Here is a 25,021-nt window from a genome sequence, read left to right as displayed (position 1 = left end):
CTCACAAGAACACACCACGAAGTGGAACCCCCTCCCCCCCCCCCCCCCCCCCCACCGCCCCCCCCCCCCCCCCCCTCCCCCCCCCCCCCCCCGTCCCCCCCCCCCCCCCCCCCCCCCCTCCGGCTCCCCCCCCCCCCCCCGGTGCGCTGTGGTGCCGGGTCGGCCGTTACAGCTGGCCGATCACGTAGTCGACGCAGGCCGTCAGGGCCTCGACGTCCGACGGGTCGATCGCCGGGAACATCGCGATGCGCAGCTGGTTGCGGCCCAGCTTGCGGTAGGGCTCGGTGTCGACGATGCCGTTGGCGCGCAGGGCCTTGGCGACGGCCGCCGCGTCGATGTCGTCGTTGAAGTCGATCGTGCCGATGACCTGCGAGCGCTTGGCCGGGTCGACGACGAACGGCGTGGCGTACTTGGACTCCTCGGCCCAGCCGTACAGGGTGCGGGCGGAGGTGGCGGTGCGGCGGACCGCCCAGTCCAGGCCGCCCTGGCCGTTGATCCACTCCAGCTGCTCGTTGAGCAGGAAGAGCGTGGACAGGGCCGGGGTGTTGTACGTCTGGTTCTTCAGGGAGTTGTCGATCGCCGTGGGGAGCGAGAAGAACTCCGGGATGTGGCGGCCGGACGCGTGGACGGCGCGGGCGCGCTCCAGGGCGGCGGGCGAGAAGACCGCCAGCCACAGACCGCCGTCGGCGGCGAAGGACTTCTGCGGGGCGAAGTAGTAGACGTCGGTCTCGGCGATGTCGACGGGCAGGCCGCCGGCGCCGGACGTGGCGTCGACCAGGACCAGGGAGCCGGAGTCGGCGCCCGCGACGCGGCGGATGGGCGCGGCGACGCCGGTGGAGGTCTCGTTGTGGGTGAACGCGTAGACGTCCACGCCCTCTTCGGCCGCCGGGTCCGGGTGGCTGCCCGGGTCGGCGGAGATGACGGTGGGCTCCGCCAGCCACGGCGCCAGCTTGGCGGCCTTGGCGAACTTCGAGGAGAACTCGCCGAAGGACAGGTGCTGGGACTTGCGCTCGATCAGGCCGTGCGTCGCGATGTCCCAGAACGCGGTGGAGCCGCCGTTGCCGAGCACGACCTCGTAGCCCTCGGGGAGCTGGAAGAGGTCGCGTACGCCGTCGCGCACCTTGCCGACCAGGTTCTTGACCGGGGCCTGGCGGTGGGACGTGCCGAGGAGGGAGCTACCGGTGGCGGCCAGGGCGCCGAGCGCCTCCGTACGCACCTTGGAGGGGCCCGCGCCGAAGCGTCCGTCGGCGGGCTTGATGTCAGCGGGAATCTGGATATCAGCCACGGGCGAAGCCTAATCCGTCGCGCTGCGGGGTCCGGCGGCACGTCCAGCGGGTGAGATGGCCGCCGATCGTACGGTGGACGGGCCCGGCGGCGATCACGGCGGCACCTCGTCCGCGTCGTACACCCCGGCGACGGCGGCCGCGGCCCGGGCGATCACCCGGCGGGCGGCGGGCGGGCCGAGCACTTCGAGGTCGTCGCCGAACTGGAGCAGCTGGCGGACGGCGGGCAGGACGGGGTAGGCCAGTTCGAGCACGGCCCATTCCTCGCCGCCCGCTTCGGCGTCACCCGTACGGGGCGGCCCGGTCAGCGACCCGCCCAGGATGCGTACGGCCAGATCGAGCCGTGTGCGGCGGATGCGGGCGGTGACCCGCACGTCCGCGGGCCGGTCCTCGACCTGGCGCCGCAGCTGCCGCCAGACCTCGGCGAGTTCCACGCCGCAGCGCCGCCGCACCGGGGCGTCGGTGAGCGTCGCGCGGTCCACCCGGTCGGCCCTGAAGAGCTGCGGGCGGCCGCGCCGGTCCGCGACGAGGTACCAGGTGCCGGCCTTCGCCACCAGCCCGTAGGGATCCACGGTGTAGGTGCGCAGCCGCGTCTCCCCGCTGTGGCGGTAGCGGATGCGCAGCCGCACATCGGTGAGGACGGCGGTGTGCAGGACGTCCAGGTCGACCGCGTCGGCGGGGCGGGCCAGCCATCTGTCCGGGTCGACCAGGATGCGGCGGCGGGTCAGCTCCGCGGCCGGGCGGTGCGGCGCGGGCAGCGCGGCCATCACCTTGCGCAGCGCCGAGCCGAGCGCGCCGTCCAGACCGAGGGCGCTGTGGGCGCCCTGTGCGGCCAGGACGAACAAGGCGCGCGCCTCGTCGGTGGTCAGCCCCGTGACATCGGTGCGGAAACCCGGCAGCAGCGCGATCCCGCCGTGCCGGCCGCGCTCGGCGTAGACCGGCACACCGGCCGCCGAAAGGGACTCGATGTCGCGGTAGACGGTCCGGCGGGAGACCTCCAGCCGCTCGGCGAGCTCGCCGGCCGGCACCCGGCCGCGGGTCTGGAGGAGCAGCAGGATCGACAGCAGGCGGTCGGACTTCACCGACCGATTTATATATGACGGCGGGTGTCAACTTATCGCGTCAAGGTACGGGCATGGAGATCAACGACCCCGCACCGGCGCACCCCGCCCTCCCCCTCGACCCCGCCGCCCTCACCGCCCTGAAGGAGGAGGTCACCGGAGTCGTCCTCGTCCCCGGCGACGACGGCTACGACGCGGAGCGGTCCGGGTTCCAACTGGCCGCCCGGCACCGGCCGGCCGTCGTCGTCGGCGCGGCGCACGCCGACGACGTGCGCGCCGCGGTGCGCTTCGCCCGCGCCCAGGGGCTGCCGGTCGCCGTCCAGGCCACCGGGCACGGACTGTCCGCCGCCACCGACGGCGGACTGCTGATCAGCACCCGGCGGATGAACGAGGTACGGGTCGACGCGGCGGCCCGCACCGCCCACGTCGCGGCGGGCGTCGTCTGGGGCCAGGTCGTCGAGGCGGCCGCCCCGCACGGGCTCGCGCCGCTCAACGGCTCCTCCCCGGGCGTCGGCGTCGTCTCCTACACCCTCGGGGGCGGGATCGGCGTGCTGGCCCGCACCTACGGCTTCGCCGCGGACCACGTACGGTCGATCGACCTGGTCACCGCCGACGCCCGGCAGCTGCACGTCACCGCAGAGCGCGACCCGGAGCTGTTCGCCGCGCTGCTCGGCGGCGGCCACGGCCTGGGAGTGGTGACCGCGATGGAGTTCGGGCTGGTGCCGGTGGCGCGGCTCTACGGCGGGCAGCTGGTGTTCGGCGCCGAGCGGGTCGACGAGGCGCTGGCGGCGTATCTGTGCTGGACCGAGACCGTTCCCGACGAGCTGACCTCCTCGCTCGCGCTGATCGCCTACCCCGATCTGCCGCAGCTGCCGGCGGAGCTGCGCGGCCGCTACCTCGCGCAGATCCGCATCGCCTACACCGGCAGCGCCGAGGAGGGCGAGCGGCTGGTGGCGCCGCTGCGCGCGGTCGGCCCGCGGGTCGGCGACGACCTGCGCGAGATGGCGTACGAGGAGTCGCACACCATCCACCGCGACCCGAGCGATCCGCACGCCTACGACGGCGACAACGCGCTGCTCGGCGGGCTGGACGCGGCGGCGCTGCGCCGGGTGGCCGCGCTGACCGGGCCGGCCGCCCCGGCGATGTGCGTGGTGCAGCTCAACCATCTGGGGGGCGCGCTGGCGGCGCCCGGCGCGGCCGGCACCGTCGGTCACCGCACCGCCCGTTACGCGCTGCGTCTGCTGTCGCCGCTGCCCGCGGACGACACCGGCGCCGCCCTGGCCGCCGTACGGGCGCTGCACGCCGAGGCGCTCGCGGCCGTCGAGCCCTGGCGGCTGGGCCGGAGCGTGAACTTCCTCTTCGGCGGCCACGGGCGGCGGCCGGACGCGGCGGAGGTGGCGCGCAGCGCGCACGAGGCCGACGAGCACCGCCGGCTGGCCGGGCTCAAGGCCGCCCACGACCCGCACAACGTCTTCCGCTTCCACCCGAACGCGGCCGCGACGCCGCAGGGCGAACCGGCGGCCGCGGCGGCACCCCGCGCCGTCTGACGGCCCCGTCGTCGAGGAACGGCCCCGCCGGAGGCCTCATGGACCGGTTTCAGTGGGCAGGCTGGGGACATGGCTGATCGCAACGTGACGGAGCAGCGGAACCTGGTGAAGGAGTTGGCGGCCGCGGTACGAGGGGAGGTCTCGTCCACCGCGGCCGACCGGGCGCTGGTGACGATGGACGCGTCCAACTACCGGCGGGTGCCCCGGGCGGTGGTCGCGCCCCGGGACGCCGACGATGTCGCGGCGGCGCTGCGGGTGTGCCGGGAGCACGGCGTGCCGGTGGTGGCGCGCGGCGGCGGGACCAGCATCGCCGGCCAGGCGACCGGCGTCGGCGTCGTGCTGGACTTCACCCGCCACATGCGGCGGATCGTGTCGCTGGACGCCGAGAGCCGCACGGCCGTGGTGCAGCCCGGCGTGGTGCTGGACGACCTGCGGGCGGCCGCGGCCCCGCACCGGCTGACCTTCGGACCCGACCCCTCCACCCACAGCCGCTGCACCCTCGGCGGCATGATCGGCAACAACTCCTGCGGGTCGCACTCGGTGGCCTGGGGCACCACCGCCGACAGCGTCCGCGAACTGCAACTGCTGACCTACGGCGGCGAGCGGGTGCGCGCCGGCCGCGGCACGGACCCCACCGGTGCCCCCACCGGACTGCCGCCGCGCCTGCGGGACGGCGTCAAGGCCCTGGTCGACGGGGAGTTGGCGCTGCTGCGCACCGGCTACCCCGACCTCCCGCGCCGCATCTCCGGCTACGCCCTGGACGCGCTGCTGCCGGAGGCGGGCACCGACCTGGCGCGCGCCCTCACCGGCAGCGAGGGCACCCTCGGCGTGCTGACCGAGGCGACCGTCAGGCTCGTGAGGACCCCCGCGGCCCGCGCGCTGGCCGTCCTCGGCTACCCCGACGAGAGCGCGGCCGCCGAGGCCGCCCACACCCTCCTGCCGCACCGGCCCATGACCGTCGAGGGGATGGCCGCCGACCTGGTGGGCAGCGCGGCCGGGCTGCCCAAGGGCGGCGCCTGGCTGTTCGTCGAGACGGGCGGCGAGAGCCCCGCCGAGGCGGCCGCCCGCGCCGAGGCGCTCTGCCGGGCGGCGGCCGCGGACGGCGCCACCGACCACACCCTGGTCACCGACCCGGCCGGCCAGCGGGCGCTGTGGCGGATCCGCGAGGACGCCTCCGGCACCGCGACCCGGATGCCCGACGGCACGGAGGCCTGGCCCGGCTGGGAGGACTGCGCGGTACCGCCCGCCCGGCTCGGCCCCTACCTGCGGGACTTCCGCGCCCTGCTCGCCCAGCACGGCCTGCGCGGCACCCCCTACGGCCACTTCGGAGACGGCTGCATCCACGTCCGCATCGACTTCGACCTGCAAAGCGCCCCCGGCATCCGCCGCTTCAGGGAATTCTCCTACGACCTGGGCGAGTTGGTCGTCTCCCACGGCGGATCGCTGTCGGGGGAGCACGGCGACGGCCAGGCCCGCGCCGAGCTGCTGCCGAAGATGTACGGCCCGGAGCTGGTCGGCCTCTTCGAGCGCTTCAAGGACCTGTGGGACCCGGCCGCCGGCCTCAACCCCGGCATGCTCGTGCGCCCCGCCCGCCTCGACGACAACCTGCGCTTCGCGTCCCTGCCCAAGGGGCCGGTCCCGGTCGCCTTCGGCTACCCGCACGACGGCGGGGACTTCTCGGCCGCCGTACGCCGCTGCGTGGGCGTCGCCAAATGCCGGGGCGCCCATGCGGCGCCCGGCTCGACGGACGTCATGTGCCCGTCCTTCCGCGCCACCGGCGCCGAGCAGCACTCCACCCGAGGCCGGGCCCGGCTGCTGCACGAGATGCTCGCCGGCGAAGTGATCACCGACGGCTGGCGGTCGCCGGAGGTGCGCGACGCCCTCGACCTGTGCCTGTCCTGCAAGGGCTGCCGCAGCGACTGCCCGGTCGGCGTCGACATGGCCACCTACAAGGCGGAGTTCCTCCACCACCACTACGAGGGCCGGCTGCGCCCCGCCGCCCACTACTCCATGGGCCGGCTGCCCCAGTGGCTGCACGCCGCGGCGCCGGCGGCTCCCGTCCTCAACACCCTCGCCCGCACGCCCCTGGCCGCCCTCGGCAAGCGCCTCGCCGGCATCGCCCCCGAGCGGCCCGTCCCGGAACTGGCCGCCGAGACCTTCACCCGCTGGTGGTGGCGCCGGCGCCGGTCCACCGGCGAGCCGGCCGCCGGCGCCGCCCGCACGGTCGTGCTGTGGCCCGACACCTTCACCGACCACCTCTCCCCGCAGGTCGGCCGCTCCGCGGTGCGGGTCCTGGAAGCGGCCGGTCTGCGCCCCCTCCTCCCGCCGACCGCGCCGCTGCGCTCCGCGTCCGGCGGGCCGGGGCCCGTCCGCCTCCCGCGCCGCCACCGCCCCCTGTGCTGCGGCCTGACCTATGTCTCCACCGGACAGCTCGACCGGGCCCGCGCGGTGATGCGCCGCACCGTCGACGTCCTCGGTCCGCTGGTGCGCCCCGGCCGGCCGCTGGTCGTCCTCGAACCGAGCTGCGCCGCCGCCCTGCGCACCGACCTGCCCGAACTGCTCGCCGACGACCCCCGCGCCGCCCACCTCGCCTCCCAGGTGCGCACCTTCGCCGAGGTGCTGGAGGAACTGGCTCCCGACTGGCGCCCCCCGCGCCTGGACCGCCCCGTCGCCGGCCAGACCCACTGCCACCAGCACGCCGTCCTCGGCGACGCGGCCGACCGCCGGCTGCGCGAACGGGCCGGACTCACCGGGGAGTTGAGCGGCGGATGCTGCGGCCTGGCCGGCAACTTCGGCTTCGAGCAAGGCCACTACGAGGTGTCCGTGGCCTGCGCCGAGGACCAACTCCTGCCCGCGGTGCGCAAGTCGCCGCCCGAGGCGGAGATCCTCGCGGACGGCTTCTCCTGCCGCACCCAGCTCGACCAGCTGGCGGGCCGACGTGGCCGCCACCTGGCGGAGGTGCTGGCCGAGGCGCTGGGGGAGGAGGACGGCGGCTGATCCCCGCCGCCGCCCGGGGGCCGGCGGCGGGCGCCGGCGCGGGATGCGGCGGCTTCCGGCGCTCCGTAAGCTCGTATACGGGAGTGCTCGCCGGTGTCGCCGAGGCCCACCGGTGCCCGGCCCCGCGCGCCCTCGCGACGCGGGGCGCCGGCCCTGACGTGGAGCCGCTGATGACCACACCGCGGGACCTGCTGATCGTGGCGATGGACGTGGAGTCCAGCCGCCCCCCGGAACGCGGCGATCTGTCGCTCGCGCTCGCGGGAGCCGAGGTGATCGACCTCCTGGGCGCCGGAGCCGTCACGCTGGACGGGGAGCGCATCGTGCCGGGCTACCGGCCGGCACTGGCCGACGACCTCCTGGAGCGGGCCGCGGCGTCGCTCGTCGGGCAGGCGCCGTACGAGACGGTCGACGACTGGCTGTGGCGCAGGGGCCGCGGCCTGCACGGGGCCTACCTGGCCGCACTGGAGACCGAGGGGCAGCTCACCCGGGAGCGCCGCCGCTGGAAGCCCTTCGACGCGGGCCGGGTGCGGCTGGCCGACTCCGCCGACCGACGCCGGGCGGTGAGCCGCTGGACCGGGCGGGAGCCCGTCCTCGCCGCCCTCGCGGCGGCCGTCGGCATCGGCGAGGAGCACACCGGGGACTCCCCGGGCGTGGCCGACGACGCGGTGGCGACCGTGCTCGCCGCCGTCGACGACGCGGTGCGTCACCTGCAGTTCGAACGGCAGCGGCGCGCCATCGACGAGGCGGCCTTCGACAACGTCTGGCGGGGGGACGGCGGCTGACGACGGCAGGTCTGGGGCCCGACCGGTGCCCGGGAGCCGGGGCGGGGAGGACGGACCCGCCGCTACCCGCCGCCCGTTCGGCCCATGACCTCGTGCGCCAGCGCGACCAGGTCCGGGATGCGCGGATGCCCCGGCCCGTCGCGCCAGGCGATGACCACCGGGACCGGCGGGGCGTCGGTGAGGGGGACGTACGCCATCGACGGGTGCGGGTGCATCTCGGCGGTGGCGGAGGTGGTGACGCCCACCGCGCGGCCGCCGGTGATGGCGGCGAGCCAGTCGTCGGTGTTGCCGATGGTGATCGTCGAGGAGGGGCGGGCCGAGGCCGGCCACAGGTCGAGGGTGGTGGTGCCGGAGACCGTGTTCAGGGCGATGGTGCGGTCGGCCAGCTCGGCCAGGCAGAGGGCGGCACGGTGGGCCAGCGGGTCGTCGGCGGGGAGGCCGGCGACCCGGGGTTCGGTGGTGAGCTGCTCGGTGACCAGGCCCGGGGCGTGGACGTCGCCGCGCAGCAGGGCGGCGTCCACCTCGCCGCGGGCCAGGCCGGCCGTGCGGTCGTCGATGCGCAGGAGTTCGAGCGGTGTGCCGGGCTGCTCCTTGCGCCAGCGGCGCAGCAGCGCGGTGGTGTCCGTACCGGCGGCCGACCAGGCGTGCCCCAGGCGCAGCGGCCAGCCGGGGTGGTGGGCGAAGCCCAGGGCCAGGTCGAAGGCGGCCACGGCGACCGCGGCCCGGTCGCGGAAGGCCGCGCCGTCGGGTGTGAGCGCGAGGTGGTGGGTGGAGCGGTCGACGAGGCGGACGCCCAGCTCCTGCTCCAGCCGGCGCAGGGTGCGGGAGACGGCGGGCTGGGTCAGGTGCAGGCGCTCGGCGGCACGGGTCACGCTGCGGGTGTCGGCGATGGCGAGAAAGCAGCGGAGATGACGCAGCTCGATGCTCATGCGCGCGGAGCATAACAACAGGGGAAAAGGCATTTCACGGACGAGAACGGCGGGCCTTAGCGTGGTGGGGTGAACGCTTCGCCTGCCGGTCCCGAGGGACGCATACCCGCCACAGATCTCACCACCACGGCCCCCGGTGACGGGGCGGTCCCGCACCCCGTGCCGCCCTCGCCCGAGGTGCGCGCGGCACAGGCCGGGGCCGCCCGGGCCGGGGCGCCGGGGGCGCGCGGGCGGCTGGGATCGGTGGCGCTGGTGATCGGCGGGATCGTCGGGCTGCAGTTCGGCTCCTCGGTGGCGGTGCTGCTCTTCCCGCGGGCCGGCGCGCTGGGCGTGGTCACCCTGCGCCTGGTCGTCGCCTCCCTGGTCCTGCTCCTCTTCTGCCGCCCCAGGGTGCGCGGCTACACGCGCGGCGACTGGGCCACGGTCCTGGCCTTCGGCGTCGCCCTGGTCGGGATGAACTCGCTCTTCTACCAGGCGATCGACCGGATTCCGCTGGGCGCCGCGGTCACCCTGGAGTTCCTCGGGCCGCTGATCCTGTCGGTGGCCACCTCGCGCCGGCTGCTCAGCCTGGTGTGGGCGGCGCTGGCGCTGGGCGGAGTGGTGCTGCTGGGGCGCGAGGGGTTCGACGGGCTCAACTTCGTCGGCGCGGGGTGCGCGCTGGCCGCCGGCGGTCTGTGGGCCGCGTACATCCTGCTCTCCGCCCGTACGGGAGCGCGCTTCCCGCAGGCCGACGGGCTGGCGCTGGCGATGACCGTCGCCGCGCTGCTCAGCCTGCCGCTCGGCGCCGTCAGCGCGGGGACCGCACTGCTCGACCCGGTCACCCTGGGCCTGGGCGCCGCGGTCGCCATGATGTCGTCCGTCCTGCCCTACACCCTGGAGCTGCTCGCCCTGCGCAAGCTTCCGGCCTCCGGCTTCGCGGTCATGATGAGCCTGGAGCCGGCCGCGGCGGCCACCGCCGGCTTCCTGGTGCTGGGCCAGGCCCTGGGCTGGGCGGAGATCGTCGCGATCGGGCTGGTCGTCGTCGCGAGCGTGGGCGCGGTGCGGTCCGCGTCGGGCCGCTGACGCCCGTGGCGTGCTGACGGGCGCGGGGTGACGACGCTCACGGCCTGACGAGGCTCACGGCCTGGTGGCGCGCGCCCCGGCCTGGTGACGCGCGCTCCCCGGTGCCCCCGCACGGCCCCGTGGCACCGCCCCGGGGCCAGAAATCATGCATGCATGCTTGATTGTTTCTCCGCGCGCTGCCACCCTCGGTGCGGAACCCGTAACGCACCACGACGCCTGTCAACCCGCCCTGGCCGCCCGGCACATGGGCCGATGAGGGGAGTGCCGCGTGTTGGATGCCGGTCCCGTACTGGCGGATCTCAGGGCGGAGAGCGAGGAACTGGACGCGCTGGTCGCCGGGCTGCCGGCCGCGCGGTGGCGGCTGCCCACGCCCGCGAAGGGGTGGACCCTCGCCCACCAGATCGCGCATCTGGCGTGGACCGACCGCCAGGCGCTGCTCTCGGCCACCGACCCCGAGGCGTTCGCCCGAGCCGCCCAGGAGGCGCTCGCCTCGCCGCTCACCTTCGTCGACGAGGCCGCCGAGGCCGGTGCCAGGACGCCGCCGGCGGAGCTGCTCGCCGGCTGGCGCGCCGGCCGCCACGAGCTGTCCCGGGCGCTGGCCGCACACCCGGCGGGGGAGAAGCTGCCGTGGTACGGCCCGCCGATGAGCGTGGCGTCGATGGCCACCGCACGGCTGATGGAGACCTGGGCGCACGGCCAGGACGTCGCCGACACGCTGGGCGTCGCCCGCCTGCCCACCGCCCGGCTGCGGCACATCGCCCGGATCGGGGTGCGCACCCGCGACTTCGCCTTCGCGACGCATCACCTCGCCCCGCCCGAGGAGGAGTTCAGGGTGGAGCTGCGGGCGCCGGACGGAAGCGTGTGGGCGTACGGCCCGCCCGACGCCCGGCAGCGGGTGACCGGAGGCGCGCTGGAGTTCTGCCTGCTGGTGACCCAGCGGGCGCACCGCGACGACCTGCCCTCCCTGCGGGCCGAGGGGGCGCAGGCGCAGCGGTGGCTGGGCATCGCGCAGGCCTTCGCGGGACCGCCGGGGACGGGCCGCGAGCCCTCCGGGAAGGGCGGCCCCGCATGAGCGGCGACGGTGCCGTGGCCGATGCCGCCCCCGCACACCCCCTGGGGGACGACCCCGACATCCTGCGCGTCGGCAACGCCTCCGGCTTCTACGGCGACCGCTTCGACGCGCTGCGCGAGATGCTCACCGGCGGCCCCCTGGACGTGCTCACCGGCGACTACCTCGCCGAGCTGACCATGCTGATCCTCGGCCGCGACCGCCTGAAGGACCCCGCCCGCGGCTACGCCCGGACCTTCCTGCGCCAGCTGCGGGAGTGCCTCGGGCTGGCCGTCGAGCGCGGGGTGCGGATCGTCGCCAACGCGGGCGGGCTCAATCCGGCCGGACTGGCCGACGCGGTGCGGGAGTTGGCGGACGAGGCCGGGGTGCCGGTGCGGGTGGCGCACGTCGAGGGCGACGACCTGCTGGCCCGCGGGGGCTGGGGCGAGGGCGTGCTGAGCGCCAACGCCTACCTGGGCGGTGGCGGGATCGCCGCATGCCTGCGGGCCGGGGCCGAGGTGGTGGTCACCGGGCGGGTCACCGACGCCGCGCTGGTCAGCGGCGCCGCCCAGGCCCATTTCGGCTGGCGGCCCGACGACCTCGACCAGCTGGCCGGCGCGGTGGTCGCCGGGCATGTGCTGGAGTGCGGAACCCAGGCGACCGGAGGGAACTACGCGTTCTTCGGCGACCACGACGTGCTGCGGCCCGGCTTCCCGCTCGCCGAGATCGCCCGGGACGGCTCGTCGGTGATCACCAAGCACCCGGGGACGGGCGGGGTGGTCGACGTCGGCACGGTCACCGCCCAACTGCTCTACGAGACCTCCGGTGCGCGCTACGCCGGCCCGGAGGTCACCGCGCGGCTGGACACCGCACGCGTGGTGGCGCAGGCCCCGGACCGGGTCCGGATCGAGGGGGTGCGCGGCGAGGCGCCGCCGCCGGACCTCAAGGCCGGGCTGACCCGCCTCGGCGGCTGGCGCAACGAGGTCACCTTCGTCCTGACCGGGCTGGCCGTCGAGGACAAGGCGGAGCTGGTCAAGGCGCAGATGGACGCGGCGTTCGAGGCCGCCGGCCGCCGCCCGGCAGAGGTGCGCTGGACGCTGGCGCGCACCGACCGGGCCGACGCCGACGTCCAGGAGGAGGCCGCCGCGCTGCTGCGGCTGGTGGTGCGCGACGGCGACCAGGACGCGGTGGGGCGGACGGTCAGCGGCGCCGCGATCGAGCTGGCGCTCGCCAGCTACCCCGGCTTCCACGTCACCGCCCCGCCCGGCAGGGGATCCCCCTACGGGGTCTTCGAAGCGGTGGCGGTGCCCGCGGCGGAGGTGGAGCACACCGCCGTACTGCCGGACGGCACCCGCACCCGCATCCCCCCGCCGCGGCGGACGCGGCCGCTGGTGCGGCTGCCGGACCCGCCGCTGCCCGAGCCGCTGCCGGCCGGGGCCACCCGGCGGGCGCCGCTCGGCCTGGTCGCCGGCGCCCGCAGCGGGGACAAGGGCGGCTCCGCGAACGTCGGCGTCTGGGCCCGCAGCGACCGGGCGTGGCGCTGGCTGGCCCACACGCTGACCGTCGAACGGCTGCGGCAACTCCTCCCGGAGGCCGCCGAGTTGCCCATCGACCGGCACGTACTGCCGAATCTGCGCGCGCTCAACTTCGTCGTCGAGGGACTGCTCGGCGAGGGCGTCGCGGCGCAGGCCCGCTTCGACCCGCAGGCCAAGGCCGTGGGCGAGTGGCTGCGCGCGCGGCACATGGACATACCGGAGGTGTTGTGGTGACCGTCCCGGCAACCGGGCTCGACCCGACGAGCGCCGAGTACACCGAGCGGCGCACGGCGATGCTCGCCAAGCTCGCGGACGTCGAGGCCGAGCACGCCAAGGCGATCGCGGGCGGCGGCGAGAAGTACGTCGACCGGCACCGGGGGCGCGGCAAGCTGCTCGCCCGGGAGCGGATCGAGCTGCTCGTCGACCCCGACACCCCGTTTTTGGAACTGTCGCCGCTCGCCGCCTGGGGGAGCGACTACCAGGTGGGCGCCTCGCTGGTCACCGGCATCGGCGTCGTCGAGGGCGTGGAGTGCCTGATCACCGCCAACGACCCGACCGTGCGCGGCGGCGCCTCGAACCCCTGGACGCTGAAGAAGGCCCTGCGCGCGAACGAGATCGCCTTCGCCAACCGCCTCCCGGTGGTCTCCCTCGTCGAGTCCGGTGGCGCCGACCTGCCCAGCCAGAAGGAGATCTTCATCCCGGGCGGGGCGCTGTTCAAGGACCTCACCCGGCTGTCGGCGGCCGGCATCCCGACCGTGGCGGTGGTCTTCGGCAACTCCACGGCCGGGGGCGCCTACGTCCCCGGCATGTCCGACCACGTCATCATGGTCAAGGAGCGCGCCAAGGTCTTCCTGGGCGGTCCGCCGCTGGTGAAGATGGCCACCGGCGAGGAGAGCGACGACGAGTCGCTGGGCGGCGCCGAGATGCACGCCCGCACATCGGGCCTCGCCGACCACTTCGCGCTGGACGAACCGGATGCGCTGCGCCGGGCCCGGCGGGTCGTCGCCCGCCTGAACTGGCGCAAGGCGCACGCCGATCCGGGCCCCGCGGCACCGCCGATGTACGACCAGGAGGAGCTGCTCGGCATCGTCCCCGGCGACCTCAAGGCGCCCTTCGACCCGCGCGAGGTCATCGTCCGGATCGTGGACGGCTCCGACTTCGACGAGTTCAAACCGCTGTACGGGCCGAGCCTGGTCACCGGCTGGGCCGAGCTGCACGGCTACCCCGTCGGCATCCTCGCCAATGCCCAGGGCGTCCTGTTCAGCGCGGAGTCCCAGAAGGCCGCGCAGTTCATCCAGCTGGCCAACCAGCGCGACATCCCCCTGCTCTTCCTCCACAACACCACCGGCTACATGGTCGGCAAGGAGTACGAGCAGGGCGGCATCATCAAGCACGGCGCGATGATGATCAACGCGGTGTCCAACTCGAAGGTCCCGCACCTGTCCGTCCTGATGGGGGCCTCCTACGGCGCGGGGCACTACGGCATGTGCGGCCGCGCCTTCGACCCCCGTTTCCTGTTCGCCTGGCCGAGCGCCAAGTCCGCCGTCATGGGCCCGCAGCAGCTGGCCGGCGTGCTGTCGATCGTCGCGCGCGCCTCGGCTGCCGCGAAGGGGCAGCCGTACGACGAGGAGGCCGACGCCGGGCTGCGCGCCATGGTGGAGCAGCAGATCGAGTCGGAGTCGCTGCCGATGTTCCTGTCCGGGCGGCTCTACGACGACGGCGTCATCGACCCGCGCGACACCCGCACCGTCCTCGGCCTGTGCCTGTCCGCCCTGCACACCGCACCCGTCGAGGGCGCGCGGGGCGGCTTCGGCGTCTTCCGGATGTGAGGCAGAAATGATCCGTTCCGTCCTTGTCGCCAACCGCGGCGAAATCGCCCGCCGGATCCTGCGCACCTGCCGCGAACTGGGCATCGCCACCGTCGCCGTGCACTCCGACGCCGACGCCGGGGCTCCGCACGTCCGGGAGGCCGACACCGCCGTCCGGCTCCCCGGTGACGCGCCGGCCGACACCTACCTGCGCGGTGAGCTGATCGTGCGGGCGGCGCTGGCCGCCGGCGCCGACGCGGTCCATCCCGGCTACGGCTTCCTCTCCGAGAACGCCGCCTTCGCGGCGGCGGTGGCCGACGCGGGCCTGACCTGGATCGGCCCGCCGCCCGCCGCCATCGAGGCGATGGCCTCCAAGACCCGTTCCAAGGAGCTGATGGCGGCGGCCGGGGTGCCGCTGCTGTCCCCCGTGGACCCGGCCGCCGCCACCGCGGCCGAGCTGCCGCTGCTGGTGAAGGCGGCCGCGGGCGGCGGCGGACGCGGTATGCGCGTGGTACGCGAACTTGCGGACCTGCCGGGCGAGTTGAAGGCCGCCGAAGCCGAGGCGGCCGCCGCCTTCGGGGACGGCGAGGTCTTCGTCGAGCCGTACGTCGTCGGCGGCCGCCACGTCGAGGTGCAGATCCTCGCCGACGCGCACGGCACCGTCTGGACGCTCGGCACCCGCGACTGCTCCCTGCAGCGCCGCCACCAGAAGGTCATCGAGGAGGCGCCCGCCCCCGGACTGCCCGAGGAGCTGCGCGAGACCCTGCACCGGGCCGCGGAGCGGGCCGCCCGCGCCATCGGCTACCGCGGCGCGGGCACCGTGGAGTTCCTGGTGTCGGCCGACGGGCGGGCGTACTTCCTGGAGACGAACACCCGCCTCCAGGTCGAGCACCCGGTCACCGAGGAGATCTACCGCCTCGACCTGGTCGCCCTCCAGATCCGGGTGGCCGAGGGCCGGCCGCTGGACGCCCGCCCGCCCGAGCCCTCCGGGCACGCCGTCGAGGCCCGCCTCTACGCCGAGGACCCGGCGGCCGGCTGGCAGCCGCAGACCGGCACCGTGCACCGACTGACCCTGCCCGACGGCGTCCGCCTGGACTCCGGCGTCACCGGCGGCGACCGCGTCACCGTCCACTACGACGCCCTGCTGGCCAAGGTCATCGCCTGGGCGCCGACCCGCGAGGAGGCCGTGCGCAAGCTGGCGGGCGCCCTGGAACGCGCCCGCGTCCACGGCCCCGCCACCAACCGCGCACTGCTCGTCCGCTCCCTGCGCCACCCGGAGTTCACCGACCCGGCGGGCCTGGACACCGGCTTCTACGACCGCAACCTGGCGGAGCTGACCGGGCCCGGCGACCTGGCGGCGGCGCGGGTGGCGGCCCTGGCCGCGGCGCTCGCCGACGCCCACGGCCGGTCCCGCTTCGGCGGCTTCCGCAACGTCCCCTCCGCTCCGCAGACCAAGACCTACGACTGCGACGGCACGACGCACGAGATCCGCTACCGCCTCACCCGCGGCCACCTGCACGCCGAGGACCTCCCCGGCGTCCGGCTGCTGGCCTCCTCCGCCACCGCGGTCGTGCTCGAAGTGGACGGCCTGCGCAGGGAGTTCACCGTCACCCGCTACGGCGACCGGGTCCACGTCGACACCCCGCGGGGCTCCTGGGCCCTCATCGCGCTGCCCCGCTTCCCCGACCCCGCGGCCCGTACCGAGCCGGGCTCGCTGCTGGCCCCCATGCCCGGCACGGTCGTCCGCATCGCCGACGGGCTGGCCGAGGGGGCCCGGGTCGAGCCGGGGCAGACCCTGATGTGGCTGGAGGCGATGAAGATGGAACACAAGATCACCGCGCCGGCCGCCGGCACGCTCACCGCCCTGCCCGCCCGCACCGGCCAGCAGGTCGAGGTGGGCGCGCTGCTCGCCGTGGTCGCGGACTGAACCGCACGGACCGAACCGAACCGCGGGGCCACGCCCGGACCGCACGCACCTCACCCACGCACACAAGGAGCCGTCATGAGCAACCCTGTGATCGAGACCGAGGAACACCGCGCCCTGCGCGAGGCCGTGGCCGCGCTGGGCCGCCGCTACGGCCGGGAGTACTTCGCCGCCGCCGTCGCCGAGGGCCGGCACACCGACGACCTGTGGCGGGAGGCCGCCAAGCTCGGCTACCTGGGCGTCAACCTCCCCGAGGAGTACGGCGGCGGAGGCGGCGGCATCACCGAACTCTCCCTCGTACTGGAGGAGCTGGGGGCGGCCGGCTGCCCGCTGCTGATGATGGTCGTCTCGCCCGCCATCTGCGGCGCGGTCATCGCCCGCTTCGGCACCGAGCGGCAGAAGCAGGCCTGGCTGCCCGGACTGGCCGACGGCTCCCGCACGATGGCCTTCGGCATCACCGAACCGGACGCCGGCTCCAACTCGCACCGCATCACCACCACCGCCCGCCGGGACGGCGGGGGAGACTGGATCCTCAGCGGCCGCAAGGTGTTCGTCTCGGGCGTGGACATCGCCGACGCGACACTGATCGTCGGCCGCACGGAGGACGCCCGGACCGGCCGCCTCAAGCCCTGCCTGTTCATCGTCCCGCGCGACGCCCCCGGCTTCGGCCGCAGCGCCATACCGATGGAACTGGCGGCCCCGGAGAAGCAGTTCGAGCTGACCCTGGATCAGGTGCGGCTGCCCGCCGACGCCCTCGTCGGCGACGAGGACGCCGGACTCCTCCAGCTCTTCGCCGGGCTCAACCCCGAGCGCATCATGACCGCCGCGTTCGCCCTCGGCATGGGCCGCTACGCCCTGGACCGGGCCGTGGACTACGCCCGCACCCGACAGGTGTGGAAGGAGCCCATCGGCGCCCACCAGGCCATCGCCCACCCGCTCGCCCAGGCCCATATCGAACTGGAACTGGCCGGGCTGATGACGCGGAAGGCGGCGCACCTCTACGACGCGGGTGACGACATGGCCGCGGGGGAGGCCGCCAACATGGCCAAGTACGCGGCGGCCGAGGCCGCGGTGCACGCCGTCGACCAGGCCGTCCACACCCTCGGCGGCAACGGCCTCACCCAGGAGTACGGCCTCGCCTCGATGATCACCGCCGCCCGGGTCGCCAGGATCGCACCGGTCAGCCGCGAGATGATCCTCAACTTCGTCTCGCACCAGACCCTGGGCCTGCCCAAGTCGTACTGAGGCCCGCACAGACCGGCAGGCCGCCTGCCCGGCCGCCGCCCCACCCCTGAGCAGCGCCACCCCTCAAGGACGGCGAGTTGCCGGGCAGGCCACCCGTGCACGATCCTGCGGCGTGCACCGCGCGCCAGGGAAAGGAGCCCGAACCACCGATGACCGACGCACCCGCCACACCCCTGGTGGCGCGCTCCCACGAGCGCGGCATCACCACCCTCGCCCTGGACTCCCCGCACAACCGCAACGCGCTCTCCGCCCGGCTGATGGCCGAGCTGCACACGGCGCTGGCGGACGCCGCGGCCGACGACGCCACCCGCGCCGTCGTACTGACCCACACCGGGGGCACGTTCTGCGCCGGCGCCGATCTCACCGAGGCCACCTCGGGCGCGGCCACGGCGGGCCCGCTGGGCCTGGCCGCGCTGCTGCGCGCCATCGTGGAACTGCCCCGGCCCGTCGTCGCCCGCGTCACCGGACACGTGCGCGCCGGCGGCCTCGGGCTGCTCGGCGCCTGCGACATCGCCGCGGCGGGCCCGGACGCCACCTTCGCCTTCACCGAGGCCCGCCTCGGCCTCGCCCCCGCCGTGATCTCCCTGCCGCTGCTGCCGCGGCTCGACGCGCGCGCCGCGAGCCGCTACTACCTGACCGGCGAGAAGTTCGGCCCGGCGGAGGCGGCCAGGATCGGGCTGGTCACCCTCGCCGCCGAGGACGTCGACGCCGGGCTCGCCCCCGTACTGGAGGGCCTGCGCAAGGGCTCGCCCCAGGGCCTGGCCGAGTCGAAGAAGCTGGTCACCGCCGAGGTGCTCGGCGCCTTCGACCGCGACACCGAAGCGCTCGCCGAGCAGTCCGCGCGACTCTTCGGCTCCGCCGAGGCCCGCGAGGGCATGACCGCCTTCCTGGAGCGACGGGCCCCGTCATGGGCGCGCTGACCCCGGCCCGCGGCGCCCGCCCGCCCCAGCAGGAACGCAGCCGGGCGACCCGCCAGAAGCTGCTGGAGGCGGCCGTCTCCTGCCTGGCCGAGCGCGGCTGGAGCGGCAGCACGGTCTCGGTGGTCGCCGAGCGGGCGGGCGTCTCCCGGGGCGCCGCCCAGCACCACTTCCGCACCCGCGAGGACCTGTTCACGGCGGCCGTCGAGCATGTCGCGGAAAAGCGGCAGGGCGCCCTGAAGGCGGTCGCCCACAACCTGCCGCCCGCCGGGTCCGTCGCCCGCACCTGGATCATCGTCGAGGAGCTGGTCGGCCTGTACACGGGGCCGCTGTTCAAGGCCGCGCTGCACCTGTGGGTGGCCGCCTCCGACGAGGAGCAGCTGCGCGAACGGGTCACCGCCCTGGAGGCGCGGGTCGGCCGCGAGGCGCACCGCACGGCGGTGGCACTGCTGGACGCCGACGAGGCGGTGCCCGGCGTACGGGAGACCGTCCAGGGGCTGCTCGACATGGCCCGGGGCCTGGGCCTGGCCAACCTCCTGACGGACGACTCGGCCCGGCGCGACCGGGTCGTGGAGCAGTGGGCGAAAATCATCGACTCCGTACTGAACCCGCTGCGCTAGGCGCTGCGCTTTTCGCTGCGCTTTGCTGCTTCCCACGTTGTCGGCTGGCCCGCCGTGGGGGGGTCTCGCCGTTTCGCCTGCGGCGGGCTGGGTTCCGCTGCGCGGGGCGTTTACGGCAGCGGGTGCGGCCCTCCGGACTTCGTCCTGCGGTCCGCCCCCTCCCGTGGGTGGGGGAAAGGAGACCGGTGGGGCTGGACGTCAGCGTTCGTGTGCCGGTGGTCGACGGAGCAGGTCAGCCCCCACCGGCCCGTCTTCCCGCCCACTCACGGGAGGGGACAGACCGTAGGACGGAGTCCGTAGGGCTGTCACCGCACCCGACAAACCACCGCCCGCCGCAGGCGCAACGGCGACAAACCACCACGGCGGGACAGCCGACAATCAACCGCCCGCCGCGGGCGAAACGGCGAGAACCCCCACGGCGGGAAAGCCGAAAACGTGGGAAGCAAGCCAAGCGCAGCGGACCGGCGCACCGTGGAGCTCGGCGGCAGGCTCTGACCGCCGCCGCGCCCCACGGCCGGGCGGCTCAGCGTGCGATGTCGTCGTAGCCGGAGATCTCCTGCGGCCCGCGCGCGCCGGGGCCGACGTAGCGGGCGGAGGGGCGGACGAGCCGGCCGGTCCGCTTCTGCTCCAGGATGTGCGCGCTCCAGCCGGCCGTCCGCGCACAGGTGAACATGGAGGTGAACATGTGCGCCGGGACCTCGGCGAAGTCCAGGACGATGGCCGCCCAGAACTCGACGTTGGTGGCCAGCACCCGGTCCGGGCGGCGGTTGTGCAGCTCCTCCAGCGCGGCCTTCTCCAGCGCCTCGGCGACCTCGAAGCGGGGCGCGGCCAGTTCCCTGGCGGTGCGCCGCAGCACCCGCGCACGCGGGTCCTCCGCGCGGTAGACGCGGTGGCCGAAGCCCATCAGCCGCTCGCCCTTGTCCAGCGCCTTGCGGACGTAGGCGCCGGCGTCGCCGGTCCGCTCGATCTCCTCGATCATGCCCAGGACCCGCGAGGGCGCGCCGCCGTGCAGCGGACCGGACATCGCGCCGACCGCGCCGGAGAGCGCCGCCGCCACATCCGCTCCGGTGGAGGCGATGACCCGGGCGGTGAAGGTGGAGGCGTTCATGCCGTGTTCGGCGGCCGAGGTCCAGTAGGCGTCGACGGCCTTGACGTGCTTGGGGTCGGGCTCACCGCGCCAGCGCTTCATGAAGCGCTCCACGACGGTCTCCGCCTTGTCGATCTCCTTCTGCGGCACCATCGGCAGGCCCTGCCCGCGCGCCGACTGGGCGACGTAGGACAGCGCCATGACCGCCGCGCGGGCGAGGTTGTCGCGGGCGGTCGCCTCGTCGATGTCCAGCAGCGGTTTCAGGCCCCATACGGGCGCGAGCATGGCGAGCGCCGACTGCACGTCGACCCGGATGTCTCCGGAGTGCACCGGGATGGGGAACGGCTCGGCGGGCGGCAGACCGGGGTTGAACGCCCCGTCGACCAGCAGCCCCCAGACGTTCCCGAACGACACGTGCCCGACGAGGTCTTCGATGTCGACCCCGCGGTAGCGGAGCGCGCCGCCCTCCTTATCCGGTTCGGCGATCTCCGTCTCGAACGCGACGATTCCCTCGAGTCCGGGTACGAAGTCGGACATCAGGCGGCTCCTCAAGCTGGGGACGGCATACGGCCTGTGACCGGCTGCCGTGCGGTCGAGTCTGGTGTGCGGTGCCGACGCGGTTACGCGGTTGCGCGGGCAGCTCGCGGTCCGTACCGGTCACCCCGGTGATGCCCCGCCAGGGCGTGGGCCACGCGAGGGTCCTGCCCGCGGTGGGTCGGGGCCGCGGGCGGGCGGGGTCGGTGCGGTGCTCTTGCGGTCAGGCCGTGTGGTCAGGGCGCGTGGTGCGTCCCCTCGGGCCGGACGGAACACGATAGCTCCCCCTGTCCGGGGGCCACAGTGCGCCGAGCCATGATTTTGTCGGGTCCCCCACCTGCGGGGAAGCGTGAGATCCGGCACATCGGTCGATTGGTCGACGGGAGGGTTACGGCTGGTCGACGAGGGGCAGACTTCCGCCCCTCCCACCTGACCGCGCCCGCGGCGATGCTGCAAGATGAGGCCGTGCACCCAGCCGACGCGCCTCACGCCGAGACCCCCGATCCCTCCACCATGCGTGCGCACTACCGCGCCGAGGGACTCGCCGAGTCCGACCTCGCCGCCAGCCCTTACGACCAGTTCGCGCGCTGGTTCAAGGACGCGACGGTGGCCGGTCTGCACGAGCCGAACGCCATGGTCGTCTCGACGGCGGACGCCGCCGGCCGGCCGAGCTCGCGGACCGTGCTGCTCAAGGCGTTCGACGACCGCGGCTTTGTGTTCTTCACCAACTACCACAGCCGAAAAGGCCGTGAGCTGGCCGAAAACCCCCATATCTCCCTGGTGTTTCCCTGGCACCCGCTCTCCCGCCAGGTCGTGGTGACGGGCACCGCGGAGCGCATCGGCCGGGACGAGACCGCCGCCTACTTCCGCACCCGCCCGCACGGGTCCCAGCTGGGCGCCTGGGCCAGCGACCAGTCGGCCCCGGTCTCCTCGCGCGAGGAACTGGAGCGCGCCTACGAGGAATTGGCGGCCCGCTACCCCGAGGGTGAGCAGGTGCCCGCGCCGCCGCACTGGGGCGGCTACCGGATCGCCGCCGAAACGATCGAATTCTGGCAGGGCCGGCTGAACCGGCTCCACGACCGGCTCCGATACGTTCGCGAGACCGGGGCCGAGACCGAGGCCGGGGCGGACGCCGGAACCGAGGCCGGGGCGGACGCCGGAACCGAGGCCGGGGGCGAGACCTGGAGGGTCGAGCGCCTGGCGCCGTAAACGGGAGCCCGGAGTCGTGCGGGTCCCCGGCCCTTGAGCCGAACCCGAAATCGAACCCGAACCCGAAACCGCACCCGAAACCGGCCGCACACACGCGGGCGGCCCGCGCAAAACGCAGGCGACCCGCGGGCTGCTCCTCCGCGCTCGGTGGCGCGAAGGGCCGGTCGGACGAACCGACAGCCCGCGGGTCGGGTGACTGCTGGGAATTGGCCGGCTGCGCATCTGCAGTATGCGCTGGTCCGGCGCTGCACTTCGGTGAAGCGACGGGCCGCTAGCCCGCAGCCACCTCACGCGTCCGGTGCGAAATCATTGGCCGAACCACCTCCCTTCTCGTGTGCCCCACACATTAGGAAGCGCTCCGGCACCGCACAACCAAATTTTTCCGGGAGCAACGATTTCCGCGAATCGGCTGTGGGGTGTGTCACGTTCCAGTTGAATGTTCCCAGGTGGAGCACGTGCGGCCGCGTTCGTGAGGGGTGCCAGTGTCTGCATCGTCGGCTTCTTCCGGTCTGTCCGGATCCTCGGCCTCGGCGCGCTGCGCCGCCGACGAGACCGAGGACTCCGGCCTGCTCGCCGCGCTCCTGGACGGCATGGACGCCGCCCTGGTCGCCTTCTCGGCGGACGGCACGGTCACCCACTGGAACCACGAGGCCGAGCGCATCCTGGGCTGGGCCGCCGCGGAGGCCGTCGGCCGTACGGGTCTGACGGGCTGGGCCGTCCGCAAGGAGGACGCCGACGGCGTCGACGCCGCGCTCACGGCCGCGATGCGCTCCCCGGGCCGGCAGGTCCATGAGTTCGCCCTGCTGGCCAAGGACGGCCACCGCGTTCTGGTCCGCACCCAGTCCTCCGCCGTCCGCGGCCCCGGCGGCCGGGTCTCGGGCGCGTACTGCGCCTTCAGCGAGGTGCACACGCAGATCGACCTGGAGCGGTCCATCGCGCTCAGCGTGGCGCTCTTCGAGGACGCGTCGTGGGGTGTGGTGCTGGTCGACGCCGATCTGCGGCCCGCCGTCGTCAACGCGCACGCCGCCCGCATCCTGGGCGTGGGGCGGACGGCCCTGCTGGGGCGCCCGCTGGCCGAACTGCTGGCGCAGGGCGTCGAGGAACTGGAGTGCGCCCTGCAGCACGTCCTCGCCGAGGGCGCGCCGCCGGCCGCCGCCGAGCTGTGGGTGACGCTGCGCTCCGAGGAGGACGAACTGCCGCGCCGGTGCTGGCGCAGCGGCTTCGTCCGGCTGGCCTCGCCGCTGGCGGAGGAGCCGGTGCCGCTGGGCGTCGCCTGGCTCTTCCAGGACGTCACGGAGGCCAAGCGCACCGAACAGGAGAACTCCCTGCTGCGCTTCAGGGCCCATCAGCTCCACCGCGCCGGCCGGGCGGCCGCGGAGTGCCCGGACCCGGCCGAGGCCGCCGCGGTCCACCTCGACTTCGCGCTGGCGGGCTTCGCCGACCACGGCCTGGTCGACCTCGCCACGAAGCCCGCTCCGGCGCCGTACGGGGTGGTCTCCGGGGACGACACGTACGAGGCCCGTGAGGCGGACGACGGGGACGGCGGCTACGAGGGGGCGGGCGCGGCCTGCGCTCTGGTGCGGACGCTGTCCTCCCCGGCCGGTTCGCCCGGCCCCTCGGAGGCGTCCTCGGCGACCGGCATCCCCGTGCCGTATGTGCGGGGCCATCCGGCGTTCCAGGCGTACGAGCGCCGCGGCTCGGTGCGCAGCAGCGCCGGCTCCGCCCCGGCGGAGGGCTGGGCGGCGGCCCGTAACTGGCCGGACGGCACCGTGCACGGCCTGTGCGCGGTCCTGCGCAGCCGCGGCCGGACGCTCGGCGTCGTGACGTTCCTGCGCTCGCCCGCCCGCCGCCCCTTCGACCGCGCGGACGCGGACTACGCGGAAGAGGTAGCGGCCCGCATCGCCGCCTCCTTGGACCTGTCGGGCGCGTCGTCGACCTGACGGTCAGAGAGGGTGCCGCGCCGCCAGCGGCCACCTTGCCGGTGACGCGAGGGCTGCCGGTGACGCCGGGCCTGCCGGTCGCTCTGGGATCTACCGGTCGCTCTGGGGTTTGCCTGTGACGCTGGGGCCTGCCGGTCGCGCCGCACCCTGCCGGTCGCGCCGCACCCTGCCGGTCGCGCCGCACCCTGCCGGTGACGCGGAGGGCTGCCCGTCATGCTGGGGCCTGCCCGTCACGCCGGGGCCTGCCGGTCACCCTGCGGTCTGCCGGTCGCTCTGGGATCTACCGTTCGCGCCGGGGCCTGCCGGTCGCGCCGGAGCCTGCCGGTGACGCGGAGGCCTGCCCGTCACGCCGGCGCCCACCGGTCACCCTGTGGTCTGCCGGTCCGGACGGTCTGCCGGTCCCGCTGCGGGCCGCGGGGCGACCACCTGGCCTTGCGGGACCAGCACCCGTCTCCGCGGGAATGCCGCCCCGCCCTGCCACGTTATGGCCCCGCAGGGGGCCCTCGCGTCCCCTACGGGATGTGTTCGCCCACCCCCTAGGCGTCCCCCGCACCCCCACACCCGCCCCCGCACCCCCGCATCCCGACCCTCACTCCCGGTAGAAGATCCGGTCCGCGTACTCGCTCATCACCCGGGCGTTCCAGTCGTGCCCGCCGTCGACGTTGCCGGAGCGCAGCAGTGGCGGGTCGATGCCCCGCTCGGCGAGGGTGCCGGCGGCCGTCGCCACCACGGCCTGCATCATCGCGCTGGTGACCACCGTGGAGGCGGGGGCGAACGGCGCGTCGATGCCGGGCAGCGTCAGCTCCGCGTCGCCGACCGGGATCCGGCTGTCTAGGACGAGGTCGCAGTGGTCCTTGAGGAAGCTGCCGGAGGTGTGCCGCGACTTGGTCGCCTCCGCGTACGCCACCGACGTCACGCCGATGACCTTGATGCCCAGGGCCCGCGCGTTCATCGCCATCTCGACGGGCAGCGCGTTGCGCCCGGACAGCGAGATGATCACCAGTACGTCGCCCGGCCGCAGCGGGCTGGTGTCCAGGACGGCCGCGGCCAGCCCGTCGACCCGCTCCAGGGCGCTGCCGAGCGTCGCGGGCCGTACGTCGACACCGACGACGCCCGGCACGGACAACAGGTTCATGACCGCCAGACCGCCCGCGCGGTAGACCGTGTCCTGCGCGGGGAGCGAGGAGTGGCCGGCACCGAAGGAGAAGACGCGGCCGCCCGCCGCGACGGTGTCCGCGATCAGCCGCCCGGCGGCGGCGATCCGCCCGCCCTCCTCGTCACGGACCCGTTGCAGCAGGTCGATCGCGGCGTCGAAGTACTGTCCGGCCAGCCGGTCGCTCCGGTCGCTGTCAGCCATTGCCGCGGGCCCCTCTCGTCGGATCACGTCGGATCTCGTCGTATCTGATCAGTGGCGCGGATCACGTTGCGGTCTGGACCAGTGCCCTGTCAATACGGCCCGACGGGGGTCCGCTCCGCGGACGACGAGGCACCGT

Annotated in this window: 18 protein-coding genes; 13 read left to right on the top strand and 5 right to left on the bottom strand. The window is 74.9% G+C overall.

Annotation, left to right across the window (positions count from 1 at the left end):
• Positions 1-166: 166 nt before the first annotated feature.
• Together serC and AC0680_RS34860 are read right to left on the bottom strand one after the other, a co-directional pair.
• Positions 167-1,285 carry a phosphoserine transaminase gene (gene serC / locus AC0680_RS34865; RefSeq protein WP_478636932.1) on the bottom strand — a complete coding sequence of 373 codons (1,119 nt, stop codon included), beginning with the start codon at positions 1,283-1,285 and terminating at the stop codon, positions 167-169.
• A 93-nt stretch (positions 1,286-1,378) separates the two neighbouring features.
• Positions 1,379-2,365: a helix-turn-helix transcriptional regulator gene (locus AC0680_RS34860; RefSeq protein WP_478636930.1), complete on the bottom strand. Its 987-nt coding sequence runs from the start codon at positions 2,363-2,365 to the stop codon at positions 1,379-1,381.
• A 53-nt stretch (positions 2,366-2,418) separates the two neighbouring features.
• Between AC0680_RS34860 and AC0680_RS34855 the strand changes: the two genes are divergently transcribed.
• From AC0680_RS34855 to AC0680_RS34845, 3 genes are all read left to right on the top strand, one after another.
• Entirely contained in the window at positions 2,419-3,891 is a 1,473-nt protein-coding gene (locus AC0680_RS34855) for an FAD-binding oxidoreductase (protein ID WP_478636928.1), read from the top strand.
• A 69-nt stretch (positions 3,892-3,960) separates the two neighbouring features.
• Positions 3,961-6,888: an FAD-binding and (Fe-S)-binding domain-containing protein gene (locus AC0680_RS34850; RefSeq protein WP_478636926.1), complete on the top strand. Its 2,928-nt coding sequence runs from the start codon at positions 3,961-3,963 to the stop codon at positions 6,886-6,888.
• A 170-nt stretch (positions 6,889-7,058) separates the two neighbouring features.
• The gene (locus AC0680_RS34845; RefSeq protein WP_478636925.1) at positions 7,059-7,670 is read left to right on the top strand and encodes a GOLPH3/VPS74 family protein; all 612 of its coding nucleotides are present in this window, start codon (positions 7,059-7,061) and stop codon (positions 7,668-7,670) included.
• 62 nt (positions 7,671-7,732) lie between these two features.
• Here the strand turns inward: AC0680_RS34845 and AC0680_RS34840 are convergent, their stop codons facing one another.
• A complete protein-coding gene (locus tag AC0680_RS34840; protein ID WP_478636923.1) occupies positions 7,733-8,599 on the bottom strand; it encodes a LysR family transcriptional regulator in 867 nt (288 codons plus the stop codon).
• 159 nt (positions 8,600-8,758) lie between these two features.
• Between AC0680_RS34840 and AC0680_RS34835 the strand changes: the two genes are divergently transcribed.
• The 8 genes from AC0680_RS34835 (at position 8,759) to AC0680_RS34800 (ending at position 18,758) form a co-directional block, all read left to right on the top strand.
• Positions 8,759-9,661: an EamA family transporter gene (locus AC0680_RS34835; protein WP_478636938.1), complete on the top strand. Its 903-nt coding sequence runs from the start codon at positions 8,759-8,761 to the stop codon at positions 9,659-9,661.
• A 268-nt stretch (positions 9,662-9,929) separates the two neighbouring features.
• Entirely contained in the window at positions 9,930-10,733 is an 804-nt protein-coding gene (locus AC0680_RS34830; RefSeq protein ID WP_478636921.1) for a TIGR03084 family metal-binding protein, read from the top strand.
• On the top strand, positions 10,730-12,478 hold the full coding sequence (locus AC0680_RS34825) for an acyclic terpene utilization AtuA family protein (RefSeq protein ID WP_478636920.1): 1,749 nt from the start codon (positions 10,730-10,732) through the stop codon (positions 12,476-12,478). The genes AC0680_RS34830 and AC0680_RS34825 overlap by 4 nt, the downstream gene beginning before the upstream one ends.
• Positions 12,475-14,073, top strand: a complete 1,599-nt coding sequence (locus AC0680_RS34820; RefSeq protein WP_478636918.1) for an acyl-CoA carboxylase subunit beta — start codon at positions 12,475-12,477, stop codon at positions 14,071-14,073. Before AC0680_RS34825 ends, AC0680_RS34820 begins: the two co-directional genes overlap by 4 nt.
• A gap of 7 nt (positions 14,074-14,080) precedes the next feature.
• Positions 14,081-15,979, top strand: a complete 1,899-nt coding sequence (locus tag AC0680_RS34815; RefSeq protein ID WP_478636916.1) for an acetyl/propionyl/methylcrotonyl-CoA carboxylase subunit alpha — start codon at positions 14,081-14,083, stop codon at positions 15,977-15,979.
• 75 nt (positions 15,980-16,054) lie between these two features.
• Positions 16,055-17,221 carry an acyl-CoA dehydrogenase family protein gene (locus AC0680_RS34810; protein WP_478636914.1) on the top strand — a complete coding sequence of 389 codons (1,167 nt, stop codon included), beginning with the start codon at positions 16,055-16,057 and terminating at the stop codon, positions 17,219-17,221.
• Positions 17,222-17,370: 149 nt separating this feature from the next.
• Entirely contained in the window at positions 17,371-18,141 is a 771-nt protein-coding gene (locus tag AC0680_RS34805) for an enoyl-CoA hydratase family protein (protein WP_478636913.1), read from the top strand.
• Positions 18,129-18,758, top strand: coding sequence for a TetR/AcrR family transcriptional regulator (locus AC0680_RS34800; protein WP_478636911.1), 630 nt, complete (start codon positions 18,129-18,131; stop codon positions 18,756-18,758). The genes AC0680_RS34805 and AC0680_RS34800 overlap by 13 nt, the downstream gene beginning before the upstream one ends.
• A gap of 523 nt (positions 18,759-19,281) precedes the next feature.
• Here the strand turns inward: AC0680_RS34800 and AC0680_RS34795 are convergent.
• Complete coding sequence (locus tag AC0680_RS34795) at positions 19,282-20,382, bottom strand: citrate synthase 2 (RefSeq protein WP_393499445.1); 1,101 nt, start codon at positions 20,380-20,382, stop codon at positions 19,282-19,284.
• A 510-nt stretch (positions 20,383-20,892) separates the two neighbouring features.
• Between AC0680_RS34795 and pdxH the strand changes: the two genes are divergently transcribed.
• Positions 20,893-21,588, top strand: a complete 696-nt coding sequence (gene pdxH, locus AC0680_RS34790; RefSeq protein ID WP_478636936.1) for a pyridoxamine 5'-phosphate oxidase — start codon at positions 20,893-20,895, stop codon at positions 21,586-21,588.
• Between the two features lie 482 nt (positions 21,589-22,070).
• Positions 22,071-23,528, top strand: a complete 1,458-nt coding sequence (locus AC0680_RS34785) for a PAS domain-containing protein (RefSeq protein ID WP_478636909.1) — start codon at positions 22,071-22,073, stop codon at positions 23,526-23,528.
• A gap of 589 nt (positions 23,529-24,117) precedes the next feature.
• Here the strand turns inward: AC0680_RS34785 and AC0680_RS34780 are convergent.
• The gene (locus tag AC0680_RS34780; protein ID WP_478636907.1) at positions 24,118-24,885 is read right to left on the bottom strand and encodes an SIS domain-containing protein; all 768 of its coding nucleotides are present in this window, start codon (positions 24,883-24,885) and stop codon (positions 24,118-24,120) included.
• Positions 24,886-25,021 lie beyond the last annotated feature (136 nt).

Source organism: Streptomyces sp. NPDC043738, from assembly GCF_056436545.1.
This window is presented reverse-complemented; position numbering and strand designations above follow the sequence as displayed.